21 protein-coding genes and 1 other RNA gene are annotated in these 23,159 nt (G+C 64.8%); 10 read left to right on the top strand and 12 right to left on the bottom strand.

The annotated features are described in order from the left end of the window. Positions 1-42: 42 nt before the first annotated feature. The 5 genes from bla to glyQ form a co-directional block, all read right to left on the bottom strand. Positions 43-906 carry a class A beta-lactamase gene (gene bla / locus ACGK9R_RS13610; RefSeq protein WP_394582115.1) on the bottom strand — a complete coding sequence of 288 codons (864 nt, stop codon included), beginning with the start codon at positions 904-906 and terminating at the stop codon, positions 43-45. Between the two features lie 64 nt (positions 907-970). Next, positions 971-1,528: a D-glycero-beta-D-manno-heptose 1,7-bisphosphate 7-phosphatase gene (gene gmhB / locus ACGK9R_RS13605; protein WP_394582113.1), complete on the bottom strand. Its 558-nt coding sequence runs from the start codon at positions 1,526-1,528 to the stop codon at positions 971-973. 18 nt (positions 1,529-1,546) lie between these two features. After that, entirely contained in the window at positions 1,547-2,338 is a 792-nt protein-coding gene (locus ACGK9R_RS13600) for a hypothetical protein (protein ID WP_394582111.1), read from the bottom strand. Between the two features lie 173 nt (positions 2,339-2,511). After that, positions 2,512-4,575 (bottom strand): glycine--tRNA ligase subunit beta, encoded by a 2,064-nt coding sequence (gene glyS, locus ACGK9R_RS13595; RefSeq protein ID WP_394582109.1) that lies wholly within the window; start codon positions 4,573-4,575, stop codon positions 2,512-2,514. Next, complete coding sequence (gene glyQ / locus ACGK9R_RS13590) at positions 4,576-5,535, bottom strand: glycine--tRNA ligase subunit alpha (RefSeq protein WP_394582107.1); 960 nt, start codon at positions 5,533-5,535, stop codon at positions 4,576-4,578. A 107-nt stretch (positions 5,536-5,642) separates the two neighbouring features. Here glyQ and rfaD point away from each other — a divergent pair, with 107 nt between their 5' ends. Continuing rightward, positions 5,643-6,599: an ADP-glyceromanno-heptose 6-epimerase gene (rfaD, locus tag ACGK9R_RS13585; protein ID WP_394582105.1), complete on the top strand. Its 957-nt coding sequence runs from the start codon at positions 5,643-5,645 to the stop codon at positions 6,597-6,599. Then, a complete protein-coding gene (gene waaF, locus ACGK9R_RS13580; protein WP_394582103.1) occupies positions 6,592-7,638 on the top strand; it encodes a lipopolysaccharide heptosyltransferase II in 1,047 nt (348 codons plus the stop codon). The genes rfaD and waaF overlap by 8 nt, the downstream gene beginning before the upstream one ends. Here waaF and ACGK9R_RS13575 read toward each other — a convergent pair. Further along, positions 7,628-9,298, bottom strand: coding sequence for a sulfatase-like hydrolase/transferase (locus ACGK9R_RS13575; protein WP_394582101.1), 1,671 nt, complete (start codon positions 9,296-9,298; stop codon positions 7,628-7,630). The two genes, waaF and ACGK9R_RS13575, sit on opposite strands and share 11 nt — an antisense overlap. Before the next feature lie 151 nt (positions 9,299-9,449). Here ACGK9R_RS13575 and ACGK9R_RS13570 point away from each other — a divergent pair, with 151 nt between their 5' ends. Continuing rightward, the gene (locus ACGK9R_RS13570) at positions 9,450-10,211 is read left to right on the top strand and encodes a glycosyltransferase family 2 protein (RefSeq protein ID WP_394582099.1); all 762 of its coding nucleotides are present in this window, start codon (positions 9,450-9,452) and stop codon (positions 10,209-10,211) included. Here the strand turns inward: ACGK9R_RS13570 and ACGK9R_RS13565 are convergent. Continuing rightward, positions 10,125-11,213, bottom strand: coding sequence for a glycosyltransferase family 9 protein (locus ACGK9R_RS13565; protein ID WP_394582098.1), 1,089 nt, complete (start codon positions 11,211-11,213; stop codon positions 10,125-10,127). The genes ACGK9R_RS13570 and ACGK9R_RS13565 overlap by 87 nt on opposite strands. 81 nt (positions 11,214-11,294) lie before the next feature. Here ACGK9R_RS13565 and ACGK9R_RS13560 point away from each other — a divergent pair, with 81 nt between their 5' ends. Then, positions 11,295-12,458, top strand: coding sequence for a glycosyltransferase (locus tag ACGK9R_RS13560; RefSeq protein WP_394582096.1), 1,164 nt, complete (start codon positions 11,295-11,297; stop codon positions 12,456-12,458). Here ACGK9R_RS13560 and ACGK9R_RS13555 read toward each other — a convergent pair. After that, positions 12,440-13,156, bottom strand: a complete 717-nt coding sequence (locus ACGK9R_RS13555; protein WP_394582093.1) for a 3-deoxy-D-manno-octulosonic acid kinase — start codon at positions 13,154-13,156, stop codon at positions 12,440-12,442. The genes ACGK9R_RS13560 and ACGK9R_RS13555 overlap by 19 nt on opposite strands. Between ACGK9R_RS13555 and ACGK9R_RS13550 the strand changes: the two genes are divergently transcribed. Genes ACGK9R_RS13550 through waaA form a run of 3 tightly spaced genes read left to right on the top strand, consistent with a single transcriptional unit; the run spans position 13,155 to position 17,006 of the window. Then, positions 13,155-14,252, top strand: coding sequence for a glycosyltransferase family 9 protein (locus ACGK9R_RS13550; RefSeq protein ID WP_394582091.1), 1,098 nt, complete (start codon positions 13,155-13,157; stop codon positions 14,250-14,252). The two genes, ACGK9R_RS13555 and ACGK9R_RS13550, sit on opposite strands and share 2 nt — an antisense overlap. Beyond that, on the top strand, positions 14,242-15,672 hold the full coding sequence (gene hldE, locus ACGK9R_RS13545) for a bifunctional D-glycero-beta-D-manno-heptose-7-phosphate kinase/D-glycero-beta-D-manno-heptose 1-phosphate adenylyltransferase HldE (RefSeq protein ID WP_394582089.1): 1,431 nt from the start codon (positions 14,242-14,244) through the stop codon (positions 15,670-15,672). Before ACGK9R_RS13550 ends, hldE begins: the two co-directional genes overlap by 11 nt. Further along, positions 15,672-17,006, top strand: coding sequence for a lipid IV(A) 3-deoxy-D-manno-octulosonic acid transferase (waaA, locus tag ACGK9R_RS13540; RefSeq protein WP_394582087.1), 1,335 nt, complete (start codon positions 15,672-15,674; stop codon positions 17,004-17,006). Before hldE ends, waaA begins: the two co-directional genes overlap by 1 nt. Here waaA and rpiA read toward each other — a convergent pair. After that, complete coding sequence (gene rpiA, locus ACGK9R_RS13535) at positions 17,003-17,674, bottom strand: ribose-5-phosphate isomerase RpiA (protein WP_394582085.1); 672 nt, start codon at positions 17,672-17,674, stop codon at positions 17,003-17,005. The genes waaA and rpiA overlap by 4 nt on opposite strands. A gap of 155 nt (positions 17,675-17,829) precedes the next feature. On the opposite strand from rpiA, the gene ilvA reads away from it, so the two are divergent. Further along, entirely contained in the window at positions 17,830-19,344 is a 1,515-nt protein-coding gene (gene ilvA / locus ACGK9R_RS13530) for a threonine ammonia-lyase, biosynthetic (RefSeq protein ID WP_394582083.1), read from the top strand. A gap of 406 nt (positions 19,345-19,750) precedes the next feature. Here the strand turns inward: ilvA and ACGK9R_RS13525 are convergent, their stop codons facing one another. From ACGK9R_RS13525 to ACGK9R_RS13515, 3 genes are all read right to left on the bottom strand, one after another. Then, entirely contained in the window at positions 19,751-20,395 is a 645-nt protein-coding gene (locus tag ACGK9R_RS13525) for a 5-formyltetrahydrofolate cyclo-ligase (RefSeq protein ID WP_394582081.1), read from the bottom strand. Between the two features lie 4 nt (positions 20,396-20,399). After that, a non-coding RNA gene (gene ssrS / locus ACGK9R_RS13520) (6S RNA) lies at positions 20,400-20,582 on the bottom strand. A 48-nt stretch (positions 20,583-20,630) separates the two neighbouring features. Beyond that, positions 20,631-20,966: a cell division protein ZapA gene (locus ACGK9R_RS13515; protein ID WP_394582079.1), complete on the bottom strand. Its 336-nt coding sequence runs from the start codon at positions 20,964-20,966 to the stop codon at positions 20,631-20,633. 198 nt (positions 20,967-21,164) lie between these two features. Here ACGK9R_RS13515 and ACGK9R_RS13510 point away from each other — a divergent pair, with 198 nt between their 5' ends. Then, entirely contained in the window at positions 21,165-21,743 is a 579-nt protein-coding gene (locus ACGK9R_RS13510; protein WP_394582077.1) for a UPF0149 family protein, read from the top strand. 36 nt (positions 21,744-21,779) lie between these two features. Next, entirely contained in the window at positions 21,780-23,120 is a 1,341-nt protein-coding gene (gene pepP, locus ACGK9R_RS13505; RefSeq protein ID WP_394582075.1) for a Xaa-Pro aminopeptidase, read from the top strand. Positions 23,121-23,159 lie beyond the last annotated feature (39 nt).

Here is a 23,159-nt window from a genome sequence, read left to right as displayed (position 1 = left end):
AAGTAAGCCGCCTTTAGCTTACACGGCCTACCTATACGGGGTTCATTGAGCCGCCTGAATGGCTTCGACAAGGGCGGCGCCGACCCGCGATATCGCCTCATTTCTCGCCTCAAAAGATGCCCCGGTTTCGGTAATGTAAAAAGCCACGACTAGCGGCTCGCGCTCGGGCGGCCAGATTACCGCCGTTATCGAGCGAGAGCCAAAACCGCCGGCACCAGTTCTATCGGCGATCACCCAGCCATCGGGAAGAGAGGCGCGAAACAGGTCATCCGCTACCTGATTCCCCACAAGCCATTCGCGAAGCTGCTCTCGCGAGCCCCTCGATAGAGTATCGCCCAGTAACAGTTCGGTCAGGTTATGCACCATCGCGTTGGGGGTGGTGGTATCTCTGATATCTCCCGGCTGGGCCTCATTGAGCTGCGTTTCAAAGCGGTCGAGACGGGTGGTATCGTCGCCTAAAACACGAGTCAATGCCGTGACGGCGCCGGGCCCACCGAGCGCTTGCAGGATCAGGTTGGCGGCCGTGTTATCGCTGGTCGTAAGTGTGGCTTCGCAGAGCGCATCGAGCGTCATCGATTCATCGACGCGGTGCTCGGTGACCGGGGAGTAGGTCACCAGATCCTCACGGGAAATCACGATTTCTTCATCCAGCACGCGTTCACCCTTGTCAACGCGGTAGAGCAGATCGGCGCAGGCGAGCGTCTTGAAGGTGCTGGAGAGCGCAAAGCGGTGATCGGCGTTGTACGCCCAGCGCTGCCCCGTTTGCAGATCGTGGGCGGCGAAGCCTACACGCGCGTCGAGCTCGGCGGCGGTACGCTCGACCGCGTCGATCACGGGCGTATTGCTGTCCGCCAGCGACATTAACGGCGTAGATAGCGCCAGGGCCATCAGAATGGACCGATACATGGGAACTCCTTCATTGATAAGCGCAGCGTGATCTTTATGGCAGCTCGCAAAATATGAAATCGCGCTATTCGATTCCGAGCAGCCAGCGGCTGAATGCCGCTAGATCGTCGAAGACCTTCGTGCCCGTGGGAAGCTCTTTTTTTTCCAGGGTCGCCGCGCCCTTGCCGGTCTTGACCAGCACCGGGCGGCTACCCGCCGCTTCGCCGGCCTGCAAGTCGCGCAGGCTGTCGCCGACCATCCAGCTGCCTTCCAGGGTGTCGAGCCCCAGTGCCTGCTGAATCTGAAACAGAAGCCCCGGCAGCGGCTTGCGACATTTACAGTCGTCACCGGGCTCATGGGGGCAGTACGCGATACGGGCAATGCGGCCGCCCACGTTTTCGACCAACCCTTCGAGCTTGTCGTGCATGGTCGTGAGCGTCTGCTCGTCGAAATAGCCCCGGCCGAGGCCCGACTGGTTGGTAGCGATGGCGATGGTATAACCCGCGCGGGTCAGCTCGCCGATGGCGGCAATCGAGGCAGGGTAGGCGATCCACTCCTCGAGCGATTTGATGTAGTGATCGGAGTCCTGATTGATGACCCCGTCACGGTCGAGAATGACCAGTCGGTCGGCGGAAAGCGGCATGGGGATCCTCGGGCAGGGTCAGGGAAGATGATCGTTCAGCTCGGCAAGCGCGGCCAGCGTAACGTGAATCTTTTTTCCATCGCTACCGAAGTAGCGAAACGGAAGGCACTTCAGGCGTAAAAGCGAGGGCAGTGCGGCCTTGAAGCGTTGGCGTACGTCTTCGCGCTCATGGGAAAGCGCGTCGCGCAGCGCCGGCGCCAGGCACTCGCGCTGAAGTGGCTTTTTATGAAACCTGCCATAGAGCGAGAAGATGAAGCAGTACCAGTCGCGCACCATGCAGTTCACCGGGCTGAGTACCTCGCCCGGGTCGGTCTCGAAGTCGATGAAAACGACACGCCCCTGGGTCACGAGCACGTTGCGCCCAAAGGCTTCGCTCAGGTAGGCGCCTTTGCGATGAACGTCGATCAGCGCATCGGTCGCCAGTGCCAATAGCGCGTCTATTTCCTGCTCACTCGGGGCGCGTTTGAGCTCCTCGAGCAGCGTAGGCGCCGGCGCACCGGGAGCGCCGGCATCCGCCAACAGCAGCGCCTGGGGGTGGGTAGCGAGCAGCGGCGGCACGCGGATACCGGCGTCTGCCAGCGCGCGCAGTCGCGCCGCCTCGGTTCGAATGCTCTGCTCGCCGCCCAGGTTGGGTACCGGCCTCAACGCCTCGACACGCATCAGGGTGGCAAGCCAGGTGAGCGGTGCATAGGCCAGCCGCGAATTGCGTTTGGCAGCGCGCTTGAGCCACACCTGTTCGCCGGCGAGCGTATACGCGGCTATCGTCGCCTGCTGGTTCGGGTAGGTGGTTTCCAGAAATTCCTGATACATCGAATCTCTCTTTTCGTCGATGGGGATGCTGCGCTGCCGGCGGGGCTCGAAGGAGTACAAGGTGCCAGATTATACCCGGTGTTTCACGTGAAACAGTGGATTCGTCAGCGAGGGCTATAGGGAAAAAGACAAAAAAAGGGGGCGCGAGGCCCCCTGAGATAACAACGGAAAACCTACTGGGGCAGTAGCGAAATATCCGCCACTTCCAGAAACAGCGCCTGAAGGCTCGCCAGCAGTGCAAGACGGTTCTGGCGGACAGCGGGATCCTCCGCCATGACCATGACCTCGTCGAAGAACCGGTCGACCGGTGCTCTGAGCGACGAGAGTGCGTCCAGCGCCTGCTGATAGCGGCCTTCGGCAAACAGCGGCGCCACGCGGGTCTGGCTTTGAGAGACCGCTTCGAACAGCGCCCGTTCCGCCTTTTCCTGCAAAAGCGCGCTATCGACGCGAGTGCTGCCGTCGTGCTCCTGCTTGGCGAGGATATTGGACACCCGCTTGTTGGCCGCGGCCAGGGCGGTGGCTTCCTCGCGCTGGGTGAATGCTTTCACCGCGCGCAGGCGGCGGGCAAAGTCCAGCGGGCGCGTCACCGGGCGGGCACGTACGGCAAGATACATCTCGGCGGTAATGCCCTCGTCCTGGCCCCAGGCGCGGAAGCGGTCGAGCATGTAGGTCAGCACCTCGTCGGCTACCTCGCTTCCTGCAACGTCGCGATGTTGCTCCGCGGCCACGGTAAGAAGCTCGGCCAGATCCAGATCGAGCTCGCCCTTGATCAGAATGTTCAACACGCCAATTGAAGCGCGGCGCAAAGCGAAAGGGTCCTTGGCGCCGGTGGGGCGCTGGCCGATGGCGAAAATACCCACCAGCGTATCGAGACGATCCGCCAGCGCCAGCGCCATGCCCGCCTGGCTTTGTGGAATGTCATCCAAAGCGAAGCGGGGCAGATACTGCTCCTCGAGCGCCTGGGCGACTTCGGCAGGCTCGCCGTCCTGCTCGGCGTAGTAGCGGCCCATGATGCCCTGAAGCTCGGGGAACTCGAGCACCATCTCGGTGACCAGGTCGCACTTGGCCAGCGCCACGGCGCGCTGGGCGTGGCCGGTATCGCCGCCGATCTTCTGGGCAATGAAGGTGGCGATCGCCGTGCTGCGGCGCACCTTGTCCGCCAGCGTGCCGAGCTTTTTCTGGAACACGACGCTTTCGAGCTGAGGAATGCGCGACGCCAGACGCTGCTTGCGGTCGGTGTCATAAAAGAACACCGCGTCGGCCAGGCGTGGCCGGATCACCTTCTCGTTACCCGCGATCACCTGCTGCGGGTCCTGGCTTTCGATGTTGGAAATGGTGATGAACAGCGGCTTGAGCTTGCCCTGATCGTCCAGCAGGTGGAAGTACTTCTGGTTCGCCTTCATCGACGAAATCAGGCACTCGTCAGGCACCTTGAGAAAGCGCTCATCGAAGGTGCCGGTCAGCGCCACCGGCCACTCCACCAGCCCGCTCACCTCGGCAAGCAGATCTTCATCAATGACCGCGGTGGCTTCCTGAACCTCGGCTTCCGCCAGCACCTGCTCGCGGATTCGCTCGCGGCGCTTGGCGCGATCCGCCAGCACGTAGGCGTTTTCGAGCGCCTCGAGATAGTCGTCGGCGTGGGTCAGCTGGATGGCGTCCGGGGCGTGGAAGCGGTGGCCGTAGGTGGTACGGCTCGATTCCAGACCCAGCGCTTCGGCAGCGATCACTTCGCTGCCATAGAGTGCCAAAAGCCAGTGCACCGGGCGCGAGAATTCGATGCGCGAAGCGCCCCAGCGCATGTTCTTGGGCACCGGAAGCGTGCTCAGCGCCTTGCGTAGAAGGTCCGGCAAAAGCGCCTGCACGCTTTCACCGCTCTGGCGCTCGCGGTAGCCAAGCCAGGTACCCTTGTCGGTTTCCAGCTGGATCAGCTCGTCGACGCTCACCCCGCAGGAGCGGGCGAAGCCTTCGGCGGCTTTGGTCGGCGCGCCGTCCTTGAAGGCGGCGGCGAGCGCCGGGCCGCGCTTTTCCACTTCGCGGTCCGGCTGCTTGTCGGCAAGCTGCTCGACGCGCACGGCCAGCCGGCGCGGCGTGGCGTAACCAACAACCCGGCCGAAGTCGATTTCGGCCTCCTGAAGACCCTTTTCGATACCGGCGGCGAAGGCGTCCGAGAGGGCGTTGAGGGCAGTCGGGGGCAGCTCTTCGGCGCCCAACTCCAGTAACAGCGTATCAACGGCCATTTATGCGTCTCCCTGGTCGTCTAGTAGTTCACGGCGAAGTGCCTCGGGGGCCATGGGGAAGCCTTCGGCCTTGCGCGACGCGTAATAGGCGTGGGCCACGTCGCGGGCCATGGTGCGCACGCGCAGGATGAAGCGCTGGCGCTCGGTGACCGAGATCGCGTGGCGGGCATCCAGCAGGTTGAAGGTGTGCGAGGCCTTGAGCACCTGCTCGTAGGCAGGCAGCGCGAGCTGCGCTTCGAGCAGCTTCGCACACTCCTTCTCCTGATGGTCGAAGTTGGCGAAGAGCTGGTCGACGTCGGCGTGCTCGAAGTTGTAGGCGGACTGCTCGCGCTCGTTTTGCAGATAGACGTCGCCGTAGCTGACCTTGCTGCCGTCCGGGGCGATCGCCCAGACCAGGTCATAGACGCTGTCGACATCCTGCAGGTACATGGCGATGCGCTCGAGGCCGTAGGTGAGCTCGCCGGTCACCGGATAGCACTCGATGCCGCCGGCCTGCTGGAAGTAGGTGAACTGGGTCACCTCCATGCCGTTGAGCCACATCTCCCAGCCCAAGCCCCAGGCGCCGAGGGTGGGCGACTCCCAGTTGTCCTCGACGAAGCGCACGTCGTGCACCAGCGGGTCGAGTCCGAGGCGCTTGAGCGAGCCAAGATAGAGATCCTGCAGGTTAGCCGGGGAGGGCTTCATTACGACCTGGAACTGGTAGTAGTGCTGCAGGCGGTTGGGGTTTTCACCGTAGCGGCCGTCGGTGGGGCGCCGGGAAGGCTGCACGTAGGCGGCGTTCCAGGTCTCCGGGCCAATCGAGCGCAGGAAGGTGGCCGGGTGAAACGTCCCCGCGCCCACCTCCATGTCCAGCGGCTGAAGAATCACGCAGCCCTGTTCCGCCCAGTACTGCTGCAGCGCAAGGATCAAGCCTTGAAAAGTCGACACATCCGGCGTCGATTGGTTCGTCGAGACACTCATCGCAAAAAGCACCATTGGCCATGAATTCAGAAGCCGTCAAGTATACAATCCCAGGCAGATGGGTTATAGGCACCCAGGCCAACCCAGCCGCTTTTCAAGGAGTTCTTATGATCGTAGTCACCGGTGGGGCCGGCTTCATCGGCGCCAACATCGTCAAGGCGCTCAACGCGCGCGGGCGCACCGACATCATCGTGGTGGATGATTTAAGCGATGGCACGAAGTTCGTGAACCTGGTCGACTGCACGCTGTATGACTACCGCGACAAGGACGCTTTTTTGATGGAGGTTCAGGCTTCGCTTCGCGGCGAGCCCAATGACCTGCCCGCCATCGAGGCGATCTTTCACGAAGGCGCCTGCTCGGACACCACCGAGTGGGACGGCCAGTACATGATGGAGAACAACTTCGAGTACTCGAAGGTGCTGCTCGAGTACTGCGAGCAGCACGGCATCGCCTTTCTCTACGCCTCCTCGGCGGCGACCTACGGCGGCAGCGAAGTATTCAAGGAGTCGCCGGAGTTCGAAAAACCGCTCAACGTTTACGGCTACTCGAAGCTTCTGTTCGACCAGCATGTGCGTGCGCGCATGGATACGCTCACCACCCAGGTGGTCGGCTTTCGCTACTTCAACGTGTATGGGCCGCGGGAGCAGCACAAGGGCAAGATGGCGAGCGTCGCCTTCCATAACCACGGCCAGGTCAGCGCCGGCGGCGACTTGAGACTCTTCGGCGCCTTCGATGGCTATGAGGCGGGCATGCAGAGCCGCGACTTCGTCTTTGTCGGCGACGTGGTGGACGTGAATCTGTGGTTTTTCGACCACCCGAACGTTTCCGGCATCTTCAACCTGGGCACCGGCCGCGCCGAGCCGTTCAAGGCGATCGGGGAGGCGGTGATCGACTACTACGGCAAGGGCAACATCGAGTACATCGACTTCCCCGACGAGCTCAAGGGGCGCTACCAGAGCTACACCCGCGCGGACATTTCCCGCCTGCGCGAGGCCGGCTGCGACGTCGAGTTCAAGACCGTCGCCGAGGGCGTAAAAGCCTACCTGGAGTGGCTCAATGGCTAGCGCCCCGCGTTTGCTGGTGGTGGGGCCCTCCTGGGTGGGGGATATGGTGATGGCCCAGAGCCTGTTCATCACGCTCAAGGCGCGCCACCCGCAGGCGACGCTCGGCGTCGTGGCGCCCGCCTGGTCGCAGCCGATTCTCGAGCGCATGCCTCAGGTCGACGAGGTGCTGCCTTTGGCGGTCGGCCACGGCGAGTTCGGGCTCAAAAGCCGCCGAGCGCTGGCCGCAAAGCTGAAGGGCCGGTTCGACCGCGCCATCGTGCTGCCGCGCTCCTGGAAAGCGGCGCTGATACCGTTTCTGGCGCGCATCCCCGAGCGGGTCGGGTTTCTGGGCGAGTACCGCTACGGGCTTCTGACTGAGGCGCGCAAGCTCGATAAAGGCGTGCTCGACCAGACCGTGAAGCGCTTCGTGTCGCTCGGCGTGCCCGATGACGCGGCGCGCCAGGGGGACTTTGCCATCGCCCCGCCCAGGCTTACGGTCGACCACGATAACCTGGTGAATCTTCGCCTCGAGCATGAGCTGTCGTCGCGCCCGGCGGTCGGGATGATGCCCGGCGCGGAGTACGGCCCGGCCAAGCAGTGGCCGCCGGCGTACTTTCACGGGCTGGCCCGCCGGCTGGTCGACGACGGCTACGAGGTGCGCATTTTCGGTGGGCCCAAGGATCAGCCGGTGGGCGAGCAGATTCGCGGCGAGCTTGCCCACGTGCACAACCTGTGCGGGCAAACGGCGCTTGCCGATGCGGTGGATCTACTCGCCGACTGCCGCCAGGTGATCACCAACGACTCCGGGCTGATGCACGTGGCCGCCGCCGTGGGCGTACCGATCCATGCGCTTTACGGCTCGTCGTCGCCGCGCTATACGCCGCCGCTCAGCGACAGCGCCACGGTTCACTACCTGGGGCTTTCCTGCTCACCCTGCTTCAAGCGCGTGTGTCCGCTGGGCCATACCAACTGTTTGAATCAGCTTACCGATGAAAGCGTATATCACGCGCTCAAGGCGGTGCAGGACGACGCACCGCCGGGCGTGGTGGTCAGCGGCTGAGGGTGTCCGCTTCAGAAACAATATCTTCAGAAACACTGTCCGCCGGGGTCTCGACGACCTGCTCGGCAGGGCCTGCCGGGGCGCGCTGGCGCTGGGGGGCGAGCCCTTCCCACAGCCGGTGCTGCAGCGCGGTCTCTTCGCGCAGGCGCTCGTTGATCACGTTCAGCCCGTGGGCTTCGGCCAGCGTCGAGCGGTCGCCGAACAGCGATACCCCAAGGCCCGCGCGGTGGTCATCGAGCGGGATACCCATCGCTTCCAGAATCGTCGGGAAGACGTCAAGCATGGTCGCGTTGCGGCGGATGCGCTGCGGCTCGAGGCCGTCGCCCAGCATGATCAGCGTATTGTCCCGGTCAAGTGCGGTAAGCTGATCCCACACCGAGACGCGCATGGTCAAGTGATCGCTTTGCAGGACCACCAGGGTGTTGTCGAGCAGGCCCTCGGCCTCGAGACGCTCGATCAGGTCCCGCGCCTGCCAGGCGGAGCACTTCACCGAATAAAGAATGTCCTGGCCGTCGAAATCGCCCTGGCGGTCGGTGCAGGTTTGCGAGGGAAAGCCGTGGGGCGCGTGGCCGGCGAGGCTCAGGTTGACCACCGCCCAGGGGCCATCGTCCTCGGTGGCGAGCCGGCGGATCTCCCGCTCGGTTTGCTCATAAAGGGTATCGTCATACACGCCCCAGCTGTTGACGTACTCCTGGTCGTCGAGCTCGGCGAGCCAATCCTCCTTGCCCTTCACCGTCTGGAACTGATGGCCGCGGTAGAAAAGCCCCTTGCCGGCGAACTGCGAGCTCGCCCCGCCCAGATAGCTCAGCCGATACCCCTGGCCTGCGAGCAGATCGCCCAGGCAGTCGACGCCGGGCACCACCTGCTGGAGCGGCTCGAACTGGGTGTCGTGCAAGAGCCCCGCGGGCATCAAGGGCACGCCGCACTGGCTTGCGATCATGCCGGCCATGGTCCAGCCGGTGTTGTCCATCTGGTGCACGCCTTCGAACACCACGCCGCGCTCGCCAAGCGCAGTCAGATCCGCGTAGGCGTCGCCGAACTGTTCGTTTTCGTAGGTGCGCTCGAGGCTTTCCAGGTACAGCAACAAAAGGTTGGGCGGGTCGGTCTGGTTGACCACGGGCGGGGCGACGTAACGCCGGTCGAGCCACTCGCCGTCGTCGGTGACGATCGCCGCGCTGCGCTGACCCAAACCGTAGAGCAGCGGGTTGATGGCCAGCAGCGCCAGCGCGAAAAAGCGCTCGGCCAGCCGCCAGCGCGGGTCGCGGCGGCTCATCCAGGTCACCGAGGCCAGAAGCGCGAGCATGGTCAGCACGTAGAGTACGGCGATGACCATCTTGCCGCCGCCGCCGTGGTCGGTGATGCCCGCCTGCAGATGGAAAAACACCGCGCCCAGATCCACGTTGCCGAAACTATCGGCCAGATAAACGTAAATCCCGAGAAGGCTCAGTGGCAAAAGCGACCAGGGCCAGACGCGCTTGTAGCGCGCTCGCCGGGGCCTACCCCAGCGAAGCCAGGCACCGAGCCCCAGCCAAACACCGGCCATCGGAAAAAGCGACCACCAGGGTAGGCGAGTCACCACCGTGACGGCGTAGCCAAGGCTTGCGCCAATGATCAAAAGCGGCAGCCACGGGGTGAGTCGATGGATCCTTATCAACGCCATGCCGTATCCCTTTCCATCATCCCTTTCCATCGTTGTCCAAATGAGTATGCTAGCTTACCAAATGTGCCGTGGGTGGGGGCTGGATTAGCGCGCCCCGGCTTTGAACCGTCCCATCGAAAAGGCGCGGCCTCGGTCTGTGCAAGGGTGTTTTGTGGCCATTTCTGCCGTACTGATCGTCAAGAACGAAGCGCACCACCTGCGCGCTTGCCTGGAAACGCTGACGTTTGCCGACGAGATCGTCGTGCTCGACGCTGGAAGCAGTGATGAGACGCTAATGATCGCCCGCGAGTTCACCGACAACGTCAGCGTCAACGCCGACTGGCAGGGCTTTGGCGTTCAGCGCCAGCGCGCCGAGGCGCTGGCGCACGGTGAGTGGATTCTGATGATCGACGCCGATGAGCGCGTCACCGACGAGCTCCGCCAGAGCATTCTCGCGGCGGTCGAGCGCCGCCCTGCGGTTTATCGCCTGGCCAGGCTCTCCTGGTGTTTCGGGCGCTTCATTCGCCATTCGGGCTGGTACCCGGATCGGGTGGAGCGCCTTTATCCGCGCGGGCGCGCCTCCTACAACGCGGCGCTGGTGCACGAGAAGCTGGTGGTGCCGGACACGCTCGAGACGCTGCCGCTCGAAGGAGACCTGTTGCACTACACCTACCGCGACGTGCGCCACTACCTGGAAAAATCCGCCCACTACGCCGACGCCTGGGCCGAGCAGCGCGCCGCGCGGGGCAAGACGGCTTCCATCGGCCAAGGCGTGGTTCACGCGCTGGGCTGCTTTCTCAAGATGTACGTGCTCAAGGCAGGTTTTCGCGACGGCGGCCAGGGCCTCTTACTGGCGATTCTCTCGGCTCACTCCACCTTCAACAAGTACGCCGCGCTCTGGGTGCGCGGCAAGCCCGGCCCGCACGAGCGCTGAGATCTCTTCGGCGGCGGTGTCGAGATCGATCGCCGCCATCTCCTGCTCGCCGGCACCTGCTGGCGGGCAGAAGGCGAGGCGCCGGTCGGCGTCGTTGCAGGTCTGCCAGCGAAGCGGTGTGGCCGAGCGCCTGGCCGGGTAGAAGCCGGCGGTGGCGGTGTTCAAACACCCGGCGATGTGCAGGGGCCCGGTGGAGCCGGCGATCAACAGATCGGCGCCTGCCAGCTGGTGGGCGAACGCCTCGATGCTGTCGCTCGGCGCGAGCCGCCTGGCCTCCATGCCCTGGGCGGTGAGCGTCTCGACCAGAGCGTCGGCCTTGGTCTCTTCCCCGGGCCCGGCGCTGATCCACCAGGCCGGGGCGGCATCGGTTCGCAGGTTCACCTTCGCCACCAGCGCGGCGTACTGCTCGAGGGAAAGATTCACCGCTGACCCGCCGCTGCCCGGATGGACGACCACCGCGCAGACGTTGGCTTCCCCTGCCAGTTCCTGGCGTTGGTGAGCGATCACTTCCTTTGCAAGTGGCCAGAAGGGCGGCGTAGGCAGGCGGTTCAGCGTGAGCGAAAGCCGCTCCAGAAGCGCGCAGGCGAGATCGACGTTGTACTGATACTCGGGCTTTATCGATCGCGAGCGGCGCTGGGTGATGCGCGCGTTATAGAAAATCTGCGCCCACTTGGTCGCCGGCGCCAGGCGCAGCGCAATCCCCGCGCGAAGGCCAAGCCAGCCAATACGTGGGGTGGAGTAGAGGGTGAGCAGCGCATCGAAGCGGGCGGCCTTGACCGTTGCCAGCAGCGCCTTTTGCGCGCTCTTCCCGCCATTCTTACCCGGGTCGACGATCACCTCGTCCACCCAGGGGCAGGCGCGGGCAAGCGCCTCGGTATAGGCGGGCACCAGCACGCTGACGTGCGGTGTGGGTGAGGCGCTTTTCAGGCAGGCGAGCGCCGGCCAGGCGAGCATGAAATCCCCGATCTTGTCGTTGCGCACGACCAGCACTCTGTGTGCCATGGTGAATACCCCGTTGATTGCAGCCTGTATACTACAAGACAACGGCAAACTTGTTTAACGGCGCGAAGAAGGCGGGGCGTAATGGCCAAGGGTGTGGAAACGGACGCTGTCAACGACGCGGGCAGCAAGGTGGCGAAGGTGCTGCAGATTTGCCTGTCCGACGGTAAGGGCGGTATGGAGCTCTACGTCGACCGGGTGATCGAGGACCTTAAAGAGGAGGGCGTCGAGGTGATCGGCATCTGCCTGGGCCAGACCCGCATCGAGACCTACTTCGAACGTAACCAGGTAGCCTTCAAGGCGTTTTCGAGCAACGGTGAGGCGCTCAGAAATGTGTGGCGTATCCGCCGCTGGCTGATCGACGAGAACGTGCGCGTCATCCACTGCCACAAGTCCAGCGACTTGCGCCTTACCGCGCTTTTGAAGATTTTGCTGCCGAGCATTCGCGTGCTCTATACCGACCACGTCGGTGGCCAGCGCGCCAAGAAGAGCCCCTATCACCGTTTCGCCTACGGTAACGTCGACCGCGTGCTCTCGATCAGCCAAGCGACCCATGCGCGCAACGTCAGGAACCTGCCGGTGGCGCGCGAGCGGGTGATCTGCCTGCCTCACGGGGTCAATACCGACACTTACCGCCCGGTCACCGATGCCGACACGATCAAGGCCAAACGCCTTGAGCTCGGTATTCCCGAGTCGGCGGTGGCGATCGGCCTGCCCGGGCGGGTGACGCCGGGCAAGGGGCAGGACGTGTGGGTGAAGGCGCTGTTACAACTACCCGAGGAGCTCGACTTCTTCGCGGTGTCGATCGGCGGCACCGACTACGCCTCCGGCGGCACCGAGACGTTCTATCAAACGCTTCTGAAGATGATCGAGGGCACGCCGCTCGCCAACAGGATCCGTTTTCTCGGCCACCGCTCGGATCTCACCGAGATTTTGCCGGTGCTCGATCTGGTCTGTATTCCGTCGGAAAACGAAGCCTTTGGCCTGACCATCATCGAGTCGATGGCCTGCGCCATGCCGATCATCGGCTCCAACACCGGCTCACTGCCGGAGCTGGTCAGCCCCGAGTGCGGCGTGCTGGTCGACCCCTTCGATGTCAACGCCTGGCGCGACGCCCAGGCTTCGCTCATCGAAGACGACGCGCGCCGCCGGGCGATGGGAGCCGCGGCGCGCGCGCGGGTCGAGCGCCACTTCAGCCACAAGCAGCACGTCAAACGGCTGATGGCCTACTACGACGCCCTGTCGTAGCCCGCCGAAATCGCGCACATGGCCGCATCACAGGCGGGGCTGAATTTGGCCACCGAGCGCGTCAGACGCTCGAGGTTGCTCGTTTGCCAGCTGCCCGCCGCTCTGAGCCGGCAGCGGTCGAAGTCGATCAGCCAGGGCGCGTCCTGGTCGTCGATCAGGATATTGCGCGCGTTGAGATCGACGTGATCGAGCCCACTGTTGTGAAAGCGCGCGATCATCTCGCCGACCCGCTCGAGCAGCGCCTCATCGGCGCTGCCCTCGGACAGGCGCGAGGCGAGCGCCCGGGCGCCTTCGATGCGCACGGTGATCAGCGCCGCTTCGTAGCTTGCGCCCAGGCGCCTCACCCCGGCGGCGACCGGGCGCGGCACCGGCAGGCCTTGATCGAAAAGCGCGGCGGTCAGGCGCAGCTCGCGAAAGGCGCGGGTGCGCTCGGCGCCGAGCCACAGGTAGCGCTTTTCGCTCACTTGGGCCGCGAGCCCGCCGCGCCGGTAGGGGCGCAGCACCCACTGCTCGGCGCCGCGGTCGATGAACAGGCTCTCGCCGCGCCCCGGCGCCTGGCCGGTCACGCGCTGCTGGCGACGCCAGTGCTCGGGGTCGAACAGCCAGGCCCCGGGTTGGTGCGAGTGAGCCTCGTCACTTAAACTGTCCACATCGTGTAGAATCAGCCAATTTTGTTGCCGGAGTGCCGCCAAGCGCATGAAGCCCTCTCTGCCTGAAAATCCTCGTCATATCGCCATCCTGCGCCTCTCCGCGCTGGGCGACGTGTGCAACCTCGTGCCCACGGTGCGCGCGCTGCAGCGCCAGTGGCCGAAGGCGCGCATCACCTGGATCATCGGCAAGGGCGAGCACAGTCTACTGGCGGGGCTCTCCGGGGTCGAGTTCGTCGTCTTCGACAAAGCGACCGGCCTTGCCGGTATGCGCAGAATCTGGCGTGAACTCTCGGACACCCGTTTTGACGTGCTGTTGCACATGCAGCAGGCGATTCGCGCAAGTGTGCTCTCGCTCGGGCTCAAGGCCCGACTGCGCGTGGGTTTTGACAAGGCCCGCGCCAAGGATTTCCAGCACTGGTTCACCCAGCGCCAGATCGCGCCGCGCGAGCACCCGCACGTGCTCGAGTCGTTCATGGATTTTGCCCGCCTGCTCGGCGTCGAGGATGACCGGCTCGAGTGGGATCTGCCGGTACCGGCGACCGCCTACCAGGAGGCCCAGGCGCTGGCGGGTGAAGCGCCCTACATCGTCATCAACCCGTGCAGCAACCCACGGCTTCGCAACTTTCGCAACTGGTCGGTAAAGGGCTACGCCAGCGTCATCGACCATGCCTACCAGTACCACGGGCTCAAGAGCGTGCTGACCGGCGGCGGCAGCGCCGCCGAGCGCGAAATGGGCGATGCGATCGAGGCGCTGTGCCAGCCCGGCAGCGTCATCAACGCCATAGGCGGTACCTCCCTGAAAGGCGTGCTGGCGCTGATCGACCGGGCGCGGGCGGTGATCGCCCCGGATACCGGCCCTGCGCACATGGGCAATGCGCTCGGCACGCCGACGCTCGGGCTCTACGCCACGACCAACCCGCAGCGCGCCGCGCCCTATCTGTGGCGCGACTTCGCCGTCAACGCCTACCCGCGGGCGGTGCGTACCTATCTCGACAAGTCGGTGGACGAGGTGAACTGGGGCCAGCGCGTGCGCCACGCCGACGCCATGGACCTGATCGGAACCGACGAGGTCATCGACAAACTCGACGCGCTGCTCGCCCACACCGCGACCCAGCCAACCACGGGGCCCTTGAATGAAAGTTGATCTGAATGCGCTTGCCTGCGCCCGCGTACTGGTGGTGGGCGACGTCATGCTCGACCGCTACTGGCACGGCAGCACCTCACGCATTTCGCCGGAAGCGCCGGTGCCGGTGGTGCGCGTGGACGGCGCCGACGACCGTCCGGGCGGGGCGGCCAACGTGGCGCTCAACGTCGCCTCACTCGGCGCCCACGCCGGGCTTGCCGGGGTGGTCGGGCAGGACGAGCACGCCGAGCTTCTGAAAAGCGCGCTCGATCACGCCAAGGTAAGCACTCACTTTCAGGTGAGCGAGGCGCTGCCGACCATCACCAAGCTGCGCGTGATGAGCCGCAATCAGCAGCTCATCCGGCTCGACTTCGAGCAGAGCCTGGCCGGGGTCGACACCGACGAGCTCTTGACCCGGGTTGAAGAGGCGCTTGTCGAGGCCGATGTGATGATCCTCTCGGACTACGGCAAGGGCACGCTCAGCCAGGTCGAGCGGCTGATCGATTTGGCGCGACGTCAGGGCAAGACGGTACTGATCGACCCCAAGGGCACCGACTTCACCCGCTACCGCGGGGCGAGCCTGATCACACCGAATTTGGCCGAGTTCGAAGCGGTGGCCGGCGTCTGCGACTGTGATGCGGCGCTGGAGCAGAAGGGCGAGGCGCTGCGCGCCGAGCTCGATCTCCAGGCGCTTCTGATCACCCGCAGCGAAAAGGGCATGACGCTGATTCGCGAAGGCCACGGCGCACTTCACCTGCCCACCCGGGCTCAGGAAGTGTTCGATGTGACCGGCGCCGGCGACACCGTCATCGCGCTTTTAGGGCTGGCGTTGGCGGCGGGAAGCGAACTGCCGGACGCGATGATGCTCGCCAACCTTGGCGCCGGGCTGGTGGTGGCCAAGCCCGGTACCGCCACGCTGAGTGTGGCCGAGCTTTCCCGCGCCCACTACGGCGAACGCCCGCCTGAGTTCGGCGTGACCGCCGAGGCGTCGCTGTGCGAGGCGGTGAACGCCGCCCACCGGCGCGGCGAGCGCGTGGTGATGACCAACGGCTGCTTCGATATCCTCCACGCCGGCCACGTCAGCTACCTGGAGCAGGCCCGGCGCCTGGGCGACCGGCTGATCGTCGCGGTCAATGACGACGCCTCGGTGCGCCGCTTGAAGGGCGAGCGCCGCCCGATCAATACGCTGGATCGACGCATGCAGGTGCTCGCCGGGCTCGCCGCGGTTGACTGGGTCGTGCCCTTTAACGAGGACACCCCGGCACGGCTGATCGAAGCGGTACTGCCGGACATCCTGGTCAAGGGTGGCGACTACCGGGTCGACGAAATTGCCGGCAGCGAAGCGGTGCTCGAAAACGGCGGCGAGGTGAAGGTGCTCGGCTTCGAAGACGGCGTTTCGACCTCGAACATGATCGACACCATTCTCGAGCGCGGGCGCTGATGCCGGCGCCGCCGGCCAAGGCCAGGGGCCAGCACCGGCTTGCCCGGGGGCTCTACTCGGCGGCGCTCTACGCGCTTTCACCGCTGATTTTTCGGCGCATCTGGCGCGAGCAAGTGCCCACTTACCCGCGCCGTCAGCGCTTGGGCGTGGGCCTCGGCACGCTTCCCCCTGCGCCCCGCCTTTGGCTGCACTGCGCCTCAGTCGGCGAGGTGCGCGCCGCCCGCTCGCTAATCGAGGCGCTGCTGGCGCGCTACCCACGCCATAGCCTCTTGATCACCACCATGACCGCCACCGGCGCAGCCCAGGTTCAGGCGCTGATCGAGGCGCAGACCGAAGCCGTGAAACCGCGCCTGGCCCACCGCTTTCTGCCGCTCGATTTTCCCGGCGCGGCGCGGTGCTTTATCGACCGCGTAGCGCCTTCGCTGGCGCTTTTGTTCGAAACCGAGCTGTGGCCGAACCTGCTTCACGCCTGCGCCCGGCGCGGGGTGCCGGTGGCCGTGGTCAATGGGCGGCTCTCCGAGCGGGCGTTGGCGCGCTATCTGAAGATTCGCCCGCTGATGGCCGCAGCCCTTTCGCAGATCGACTGGCTGGCGGCGAAATCTCGCGTGGACGCCGAGCGCTTTCAAGCCCTCGGCGCGCCCAGGGGGGTGGCGGTAGTAGGCTCGCTCAAGTTCGACGTTGATCTCCCTGAGGCGGATCTCGAAAACAGTAAGCGTTCACTTCTCGGCGAGAGCAGCCGCCCGGTGTGGGTTGCAGGCTCCACCCGCGACGGCGAGGAGGCGCTCGTCCTGAAAGCCCACCGAGTGCTTCGCCAGCGCTTTCCCGAGGCGCTGTTGATACTCGTACCGCGCCACCCGCAGCGCTTTGACGAAGTAGCGACGCTCTGCCGGCGCGAGGAATTTATTACGGTGCGCCGAAGCGAGCAGGCCGCGATCGCGGGCGACGTCGAGGTCTATCTGGGCGATACGCTGGGCGAACTCGCAACGCTCTACGCCGCAGGCGACGTCGCGTTCGTCGGCGGCTCGCTGGTAACGCTTGGCGGGCACAACGTGCTCGAGCCGGCGGCTTTAGGGAGGCCGGTGCTTTGCGGGCCGTCGCTGGAGAACTTCAGTGATGTGGCCGAGCCGCTTCTGCAGGCCGGGGCGCTCGAACGGGTCGATACGCCGGACGCGCTGGCAAAGGCGCTGGCAACGCTGCTGGCCGACCCTGTGCTTGCCAAAAGGCGGGGAGAGGCGGGGCGGGCCGTTATTTTGGCCCATCAGGGAGCGCTTACGCGCACCCTGGACGGGCTTAACGTGCTGCTGCCACAGCGCGGCGGGCCGAGAGTCAGTTAGCGCTCGCTACGCTCGACGCCCTTGTCGGTGCCCAGCAGCAGCACGTCGGCACCGCGGCTGGCGAACAGGCCGTTAGTGACCACGCCGACGATGGCGTTCAGGCGCCTCTCCATTTCCACCGGGTCTTCGATCATGCGCTCGAAGCCGTCGATGATCTGATTGCCGTTGTCGGTCACCACGCCCTGGCGGTAGACCGGCTCGAAGCCGAGCTTGACCAGTTCGCGGGCGACGTAAGAGCGCGCCATGGGGATCACCTCGATGGGCAGCGGAAAGCGCCCGAGCGTCTCGACGCGCTTGGAGCCATCGGCGATGCAGATGAAGCGCTCGGCGCAGGCGGCGACGATTTTTTCCCGCGTCAGCGCCGCGCCGCCGCCCTTGATCATGTGAAGGTGAGCGTTCACTTCGTCGGCGCCGTCGATATAGAAGGGAACGGTACCGACCTCGTTGAGTTCGAACACCTCGATACCCAGCGCCTTAAGGCGCGCTTTCGAGGCATCGGAGCTTGCCACCGCGCCCTTGAAGCGGTCGCGCAGCGGCGCGAGGCGGTCGATGAAGAGATTCGCCGTCGAACCGGTGCCGATCCCGAGCACGGTGCTCTTCTCGAGATGCGGGGTGATTTCGGCGATGGCGGCGTCGGCGACGGCGGCTTTCAGCTCGTCCTGGGTCATGGGGGCTCCGGGGTTGTAGGGGGCGCGGCTAGTATAACGCCCTGGGCCACGCGTGTTGATGGGCTCGCATAACGCTGGACGCTGGCTTGCCTGATCTGCTACCAATAAAGGCTTTTCTCGGCTCCGGCCGTTTTTTTCAAACTCTGGATATCCGCATGCTCGAAGCTACCGTCAAAAAGATCCTCCAGGCCCGCGTCTACGAAGCGGCTTGCGAGACCCCGATTTCCCCCGCCCCCTTTTTGTCGCGTCGCTTTCACAACCAGATTCTGATCAAGCGCGAAGATCTGCAGCCGGTCTACTCGTTCAAGATTCGCGGCGCCTACAACAAGATGGCCCAGCTTTCCGACGAGCAGAAGGCGCGCGGCGTGATCGCCGCCTCCGCCGGCAACCACGCCCAGGGCCTGGCCATGGCGGCCAAACTGATGGGCGTGAAGGCGACCATCGTGATGCCGCGTATCACCCCGGAGATCAAGGTGCAGGCGGTGCGCGCCCGCGGCGCCAGGGTGGTGCTCAAGGGCGACGCCTTCGCCGATGCCGCCGCTCACGCTGCTGAGCTGATCGAAGAGCACGGCTACACCTACATTCCGCCGTTCGATGATATCGACGTGGTGGCGGGCCAGGGCACCATCGGCGTGGAGATTCTGCGCCAGCACAGCGGCCGGCTGGACGCGATCTTCGTGCCCGTCGGTGGCGGCGGGCTGATCGCGGGCGTGGCCGCTTATGTTAAGTACCTGCGCCCGGATATCAAGGTGATCGGCGTCGAAGCCGAGGATAGCGCCTGCCTGAAAGCCGCACTCGAGGCCGGCGAGCGCGTGGTGCTCGACCAGGTCGGCACCTTCGCCGAAGGGGTGGCGGTGTCGCAGATCGGCGAGGTGCCCTTTCGCTTGGCCCGCGAGCTGGTCGACGGCGTGATCACCGTCACGACCGATGAAATCTGTGCGGCGGTGAAGGATATCTTCGAGGATACCCGGGCGGTGTCGGAAACTTCCGGGGCGCTGTCGCTGGCCGGGCTCAAGAAGTACGTGCAGCAGACCGGCGCCGAGGGCGAGACGCTTTTGTGCATCAATTCCGGCGCCAACACCAACTTCGATCGGCTTCAGCACATCGCCGAGCGCACCGAGCTTGGCGAGCAGCGCGAGGCGATTCTGGCCGTGACCATCGAGGAGAAACCCGGCAGCTTCAAGAAATTTTGCCGGGCGCTGGGCCGACGCATGGTCACCGAGTTCAGCTACCGCTACGCCGACGATAACGATGCTCATATCTTCGTCGGCGTGCAGGTCAAGCCCGGCGGTGAGGATCGCCAGTCGGTCATCGACCGGCTGGTGGAGGCGGGCTATCCGGTGGAAGATCTTACCGACAACGAGCTCGCCAAGCTGCACATTCGCCACTTGAGCGGCGGGCGCCCCAGCGAGCGCTTCGAGGAGGAGCTCTACCGCTTCGAGTTTCCCGAACGCCCGGGGGCGCTGATGAACTTCCTCACCCAGCTCCCCCATGACTGGAACATTTCGCTGTTTCACTACCGCAATCACGGCGCCGCCTACGGGCGCGTGCTGGTCGGCATGCAGGTGCCGGGCGATGATCGCACTCACGTCGCCGAGCATCTCGACGCGATTGGCTACCGCTACTGGCGCGAAAGCGACAACCCTGCCTACCGCCTGTTCATGGCGTGATGCTCGAAGGCCGCCAGGTAAGCGCTGACTAACGCCAGCACTCACGGCTGCCAGGTTTCCAGCGTTAAAAAAAGTGGCGAAAAAGGGGGTAAAAGGCTATTGTCACCGGCCTGCCTATGGCCCTATAGTCGGCTTTGAAAAATAGTCAAGCCAGCCATCCTGAAAATAAAACGTCGATGACTGGCTTTCAGGCATCGGTAACCAAAAAAACGTTGGAGACAAGGCATGCGGCGCAGGAAGCCTGACGTAGTAATGGCGTTGACGGTGGTGTTTTTATTGGGGGTGTTGGCCACCGGGTACGCTCAGGCGTTATCGGGTAGTTGAAGATAGATCGCTGAAGAAGAACTGAATACGCGGCGCGCAAGCACCGCAATGAGGGGCCGACATTGATCGGCCCCTCGTCGTTTTAGTCGCTCGTTCCAGCGCGCCGCACGATACCCGCGTCGCTCACCACCGCATCCAGCGGGATATCCCAGGGCTCGACGTCGAGCCGCGCTACCTGCTGGCAGGCGTGGGCCACGCCGATCAGCGACGGCCTGGGTCCGGGGCGGCGCATGAAGGCAAGCGTACGATCATAAAAGCCGCCGCCCATGCCCATTCGATTGGCCTTATGATCGAACCCCACCAATGGCACGATCAGCGTATCCAGCGCCCAGGCGGGCAGCCGGTTTTGCCGCCGGGCGCCAAAGCGCGTGCTGGGCTCGCGAATGCCGAAGCGGTTTTCGACCATGGGGGTGTCGTCGTCCAGGCGAACGAACCAGAGCGCGTTGGCGCTCAACGGGCGCAGCACCGGCAGATAGACCGTCACGCGGCGCTTTTGAAACCAGCTCAGAAGCGGCGTCGGGTCGATCTCACCGCCGACCGGCAGGTAGAGGCTGACGCGGCGGGCGCGCTGGAGTTCGGGGAGTCGCTTGAGGCGCTGACAAAGCGAATGGGCCGCCGTCTGCTGCTCGGCGTCGCTCAGGGCGCGGCGCTTGCGGCGAAGTTCACGGCGCAGGGCGCGTTTATCGAGAGCACGTTCGTCAAGAGAGTGCGTATCGGTAGGATCCATCGAGGTGTTCCCCAGAGTGCCGCTGTCGTTCTGGCCCTGAACCTACTGGTTCAGGTGGGTGGCCGCAGCCAGACCGTCAGGCTTTCCGACGCACGGACATGCACACGGGCCTGGCTAGCATTTGGCCCCCTGGGTACTGCGCATAGGCTCGAGGGACTATAACGACTGGCGCACACTCCAGAGAACCCCTTCATCTTAACAGAGCGCGCGCCGCTGCCATAGGGCCAGCCCGGCTTTAACCCGCAGGTTCGTTTTTCGTGGCAGCGCTAGCCTCGACCGGGCGGGCGCTTTGTAGCGCCTTTTCCAGGCGGTCGTGCAAGCGGTTCAAGTTGGCTTCGCCGGCGCGGTGCTCGTCGAGCGCCTCCAGAAGCTCGTGGGTGATGTTCAACGCCGCCATGATGGCGATGCGCTCGCTGCCCAGCACGCTGCTCTGGGCGTGGATGCCCTGCATGGCACGATCGAGATAGCGAGCGGCGCGTTCGAGCTTTGGCTGCTCCCCGGTATCGCAGGCGATCATGTAGCTGCGACCCAGCAGGGTGATTTCTTTGGTCGGCCGCTTGGCGTTACTCATCGAAGACTCCGGCACGGGCACGTCAGGGCCCGAATGCGTTAACATCACGGTACAAGGAAGGCGGGTCGGCGTTCACTATAAGAGAGCCGCTTGCGCGGGGTCAACGCGCCGGCGGCTCGCCCCTTGACCGCCGCCCGCGTGTACCCTCTTTTCACGTTCATTTTTCAAGTTCATCTTCAAGTTCAAAGCGAGAACACCATGTCCCTCATCGAGCAGCGCCAGGACTTTTCCGACGTGGCCGACGTCTTCCTTCTTCATGGCAGCATGCAGTCGCCCGCCTTTCTCGACGGCCGGCTCTGCGCGCTGCTGGCGCTCAAGGATGTCACCGCCGAGGCCTGGCTCGAGGAAGTCTGCATGAGCCTGGGCGTCGAGCAGCCCCGGGACCCGGAAAGCGCCGAGCGCCTGCTCGGCTGGCGCCGCCAGACCCTGGAGGCGCTCAGCGCCAGCGATCTGAACTTCGCGCCGCTGCTACCCGATGAGCTCTTCTCGCTCGGCGAGCAGGCTCAGGGGCTCAAGGAGTGGGCGCTAGGCTTTACCGAGGTCGTCGAGGAGGTCGCCGACGAAGCGCTCAAGAAGCGCTGGTCGCAGCCGCTCAAGGAGGCGGTCGACGACCTGGCGGGCTTTGGCCAGATCGAAACCGAGATCGACGACAGCCCCGAGAACGAGAACGACCTCTTTGCGCTCTCCGAGCACGCGCGCATGGCGGCGATGCTGCTCTACACCGAGCAGCACCCGGGCCGCCCCCAGGTCGAGCAGACCGACGCCCCGGTTCACTGATGGCCTCCGGCTGACCGCTTTTTTCAAGGAGCAGTGATGTTACCCGATACGCTTTCGCGCCCCGCCGCGATCACCGTGGATGAGTACCGCGCCCGCCGCGAGGCGCTGATGGCCAACTTGCCAGAAGGGGCGGTGATGATCGTGCCCGGCGGCGCGCTCAAGACCCGCTCGAACGACAGCGAGTACCCGTTTCGCCAGCAGAGCGACTTTTATTATCTGACCGGCATTCTCGAACCCGATGCGCTGCTTCTGCTGCTGCCCGGGCGTGACTCTGGCCAGAGCGTGGTGTTTTGCCAGGACCGCGACGCCACCCTCGAGGCCTGGACCGGCCGGCGCCTCGGTGCCAGCGGCGTGCTGGCCGAGCATGGCGTCGACCAGGCGTTCGAGAACGCCGAGCGCGAAACGCGTCTGCCGGGGCTGCTCGAAGGGCGCACACGGCTCTACCTGCCGCTCGGCGAGCCCGAGGCGATGGCGATTGCCGAAGACGCATTGGCGGACGCCCAGGCGGGCCGGCGCCGCGGCAAGCCCGCGCTCGAGGCCTGGTTCGACAGCCGCGAACTGATCCACGCCCAGCGGCTGATCAAGAGCCCGGCGGAGCTTGCGCTTTTGCGCCACGCCTGCCGCATTTCTGCCCGAGCTCACCGGCGGGCGATGCGCGCCTGTACGCCGGGGCTCTTCGAGTATCAGCTGCAGGCCGAGCTCGAACACGAGTTCGTCTGGCAGGGCGGCAGCGGCCCGGCCTACAGCACCATCGTCGGCGGCGGCGCCAACGCCTGTGTGCTGCACTATATTGAAAACAGCGCGGTGCTCGAAGAGAACGCCCTGGTGCTGATCGACGCCGGCGCCGAGTTCGACCTTTACGCCGGCGATATCACCCGCACCTTTCCGGTAGCCGGGCGCTTCAATGAAGCCCAGCGCGCGCTTTACGACGTGGTATTGGGCGCTCAGGAGCGCGCCGTGGCCGCCATTGCTCCAGGCGCCACGCTTGCCGATATCCACGCCGGTGTGGTCGAGGATTTGACCCGCGGGCTCATCGAGCTTGGCCTTCTCTCCGGCGATGTGCAGGCGCGTATCGACGACGACAGCTACCGGCGCTTCTACCTGCACTCCACTTCGCACTGGCTCGGGCTCGACGTGCACGATGTGGGCACCTACCGGCTGGACGAACAGACGCCGCGCCCGCTGGCGCCGGGCATGGTGGTCACCGTCGAGCCCGGTCTCTACATCCCCGAAGACGATGACATTCCCGCTGCCTACCGCGGCATCGGACTTCGTATCGAGGACAACGTGGCGGTCACCGCGACCGGCGGAGAGGTGCTCACTTCGGAAGTGCCCAAGCAGGTGGAAGAAATCGAGGCCCTGATGGTCAATAAGTGATCGAATCGAAATACTGAAAATATTTATTATGTAATGTTT

Source organism: Halomonas sp. HNIBRBA4712 (assembly GCF_043558675.1).
GTDB lineage: Bacteria > Pseudomonadota > Gammaproteobacteria > Pseudomonadales > Halomonadaceae > Vreelandella.
This window is presented reverse-complemented; position numbering and strand designations above follow the sequence as displayed.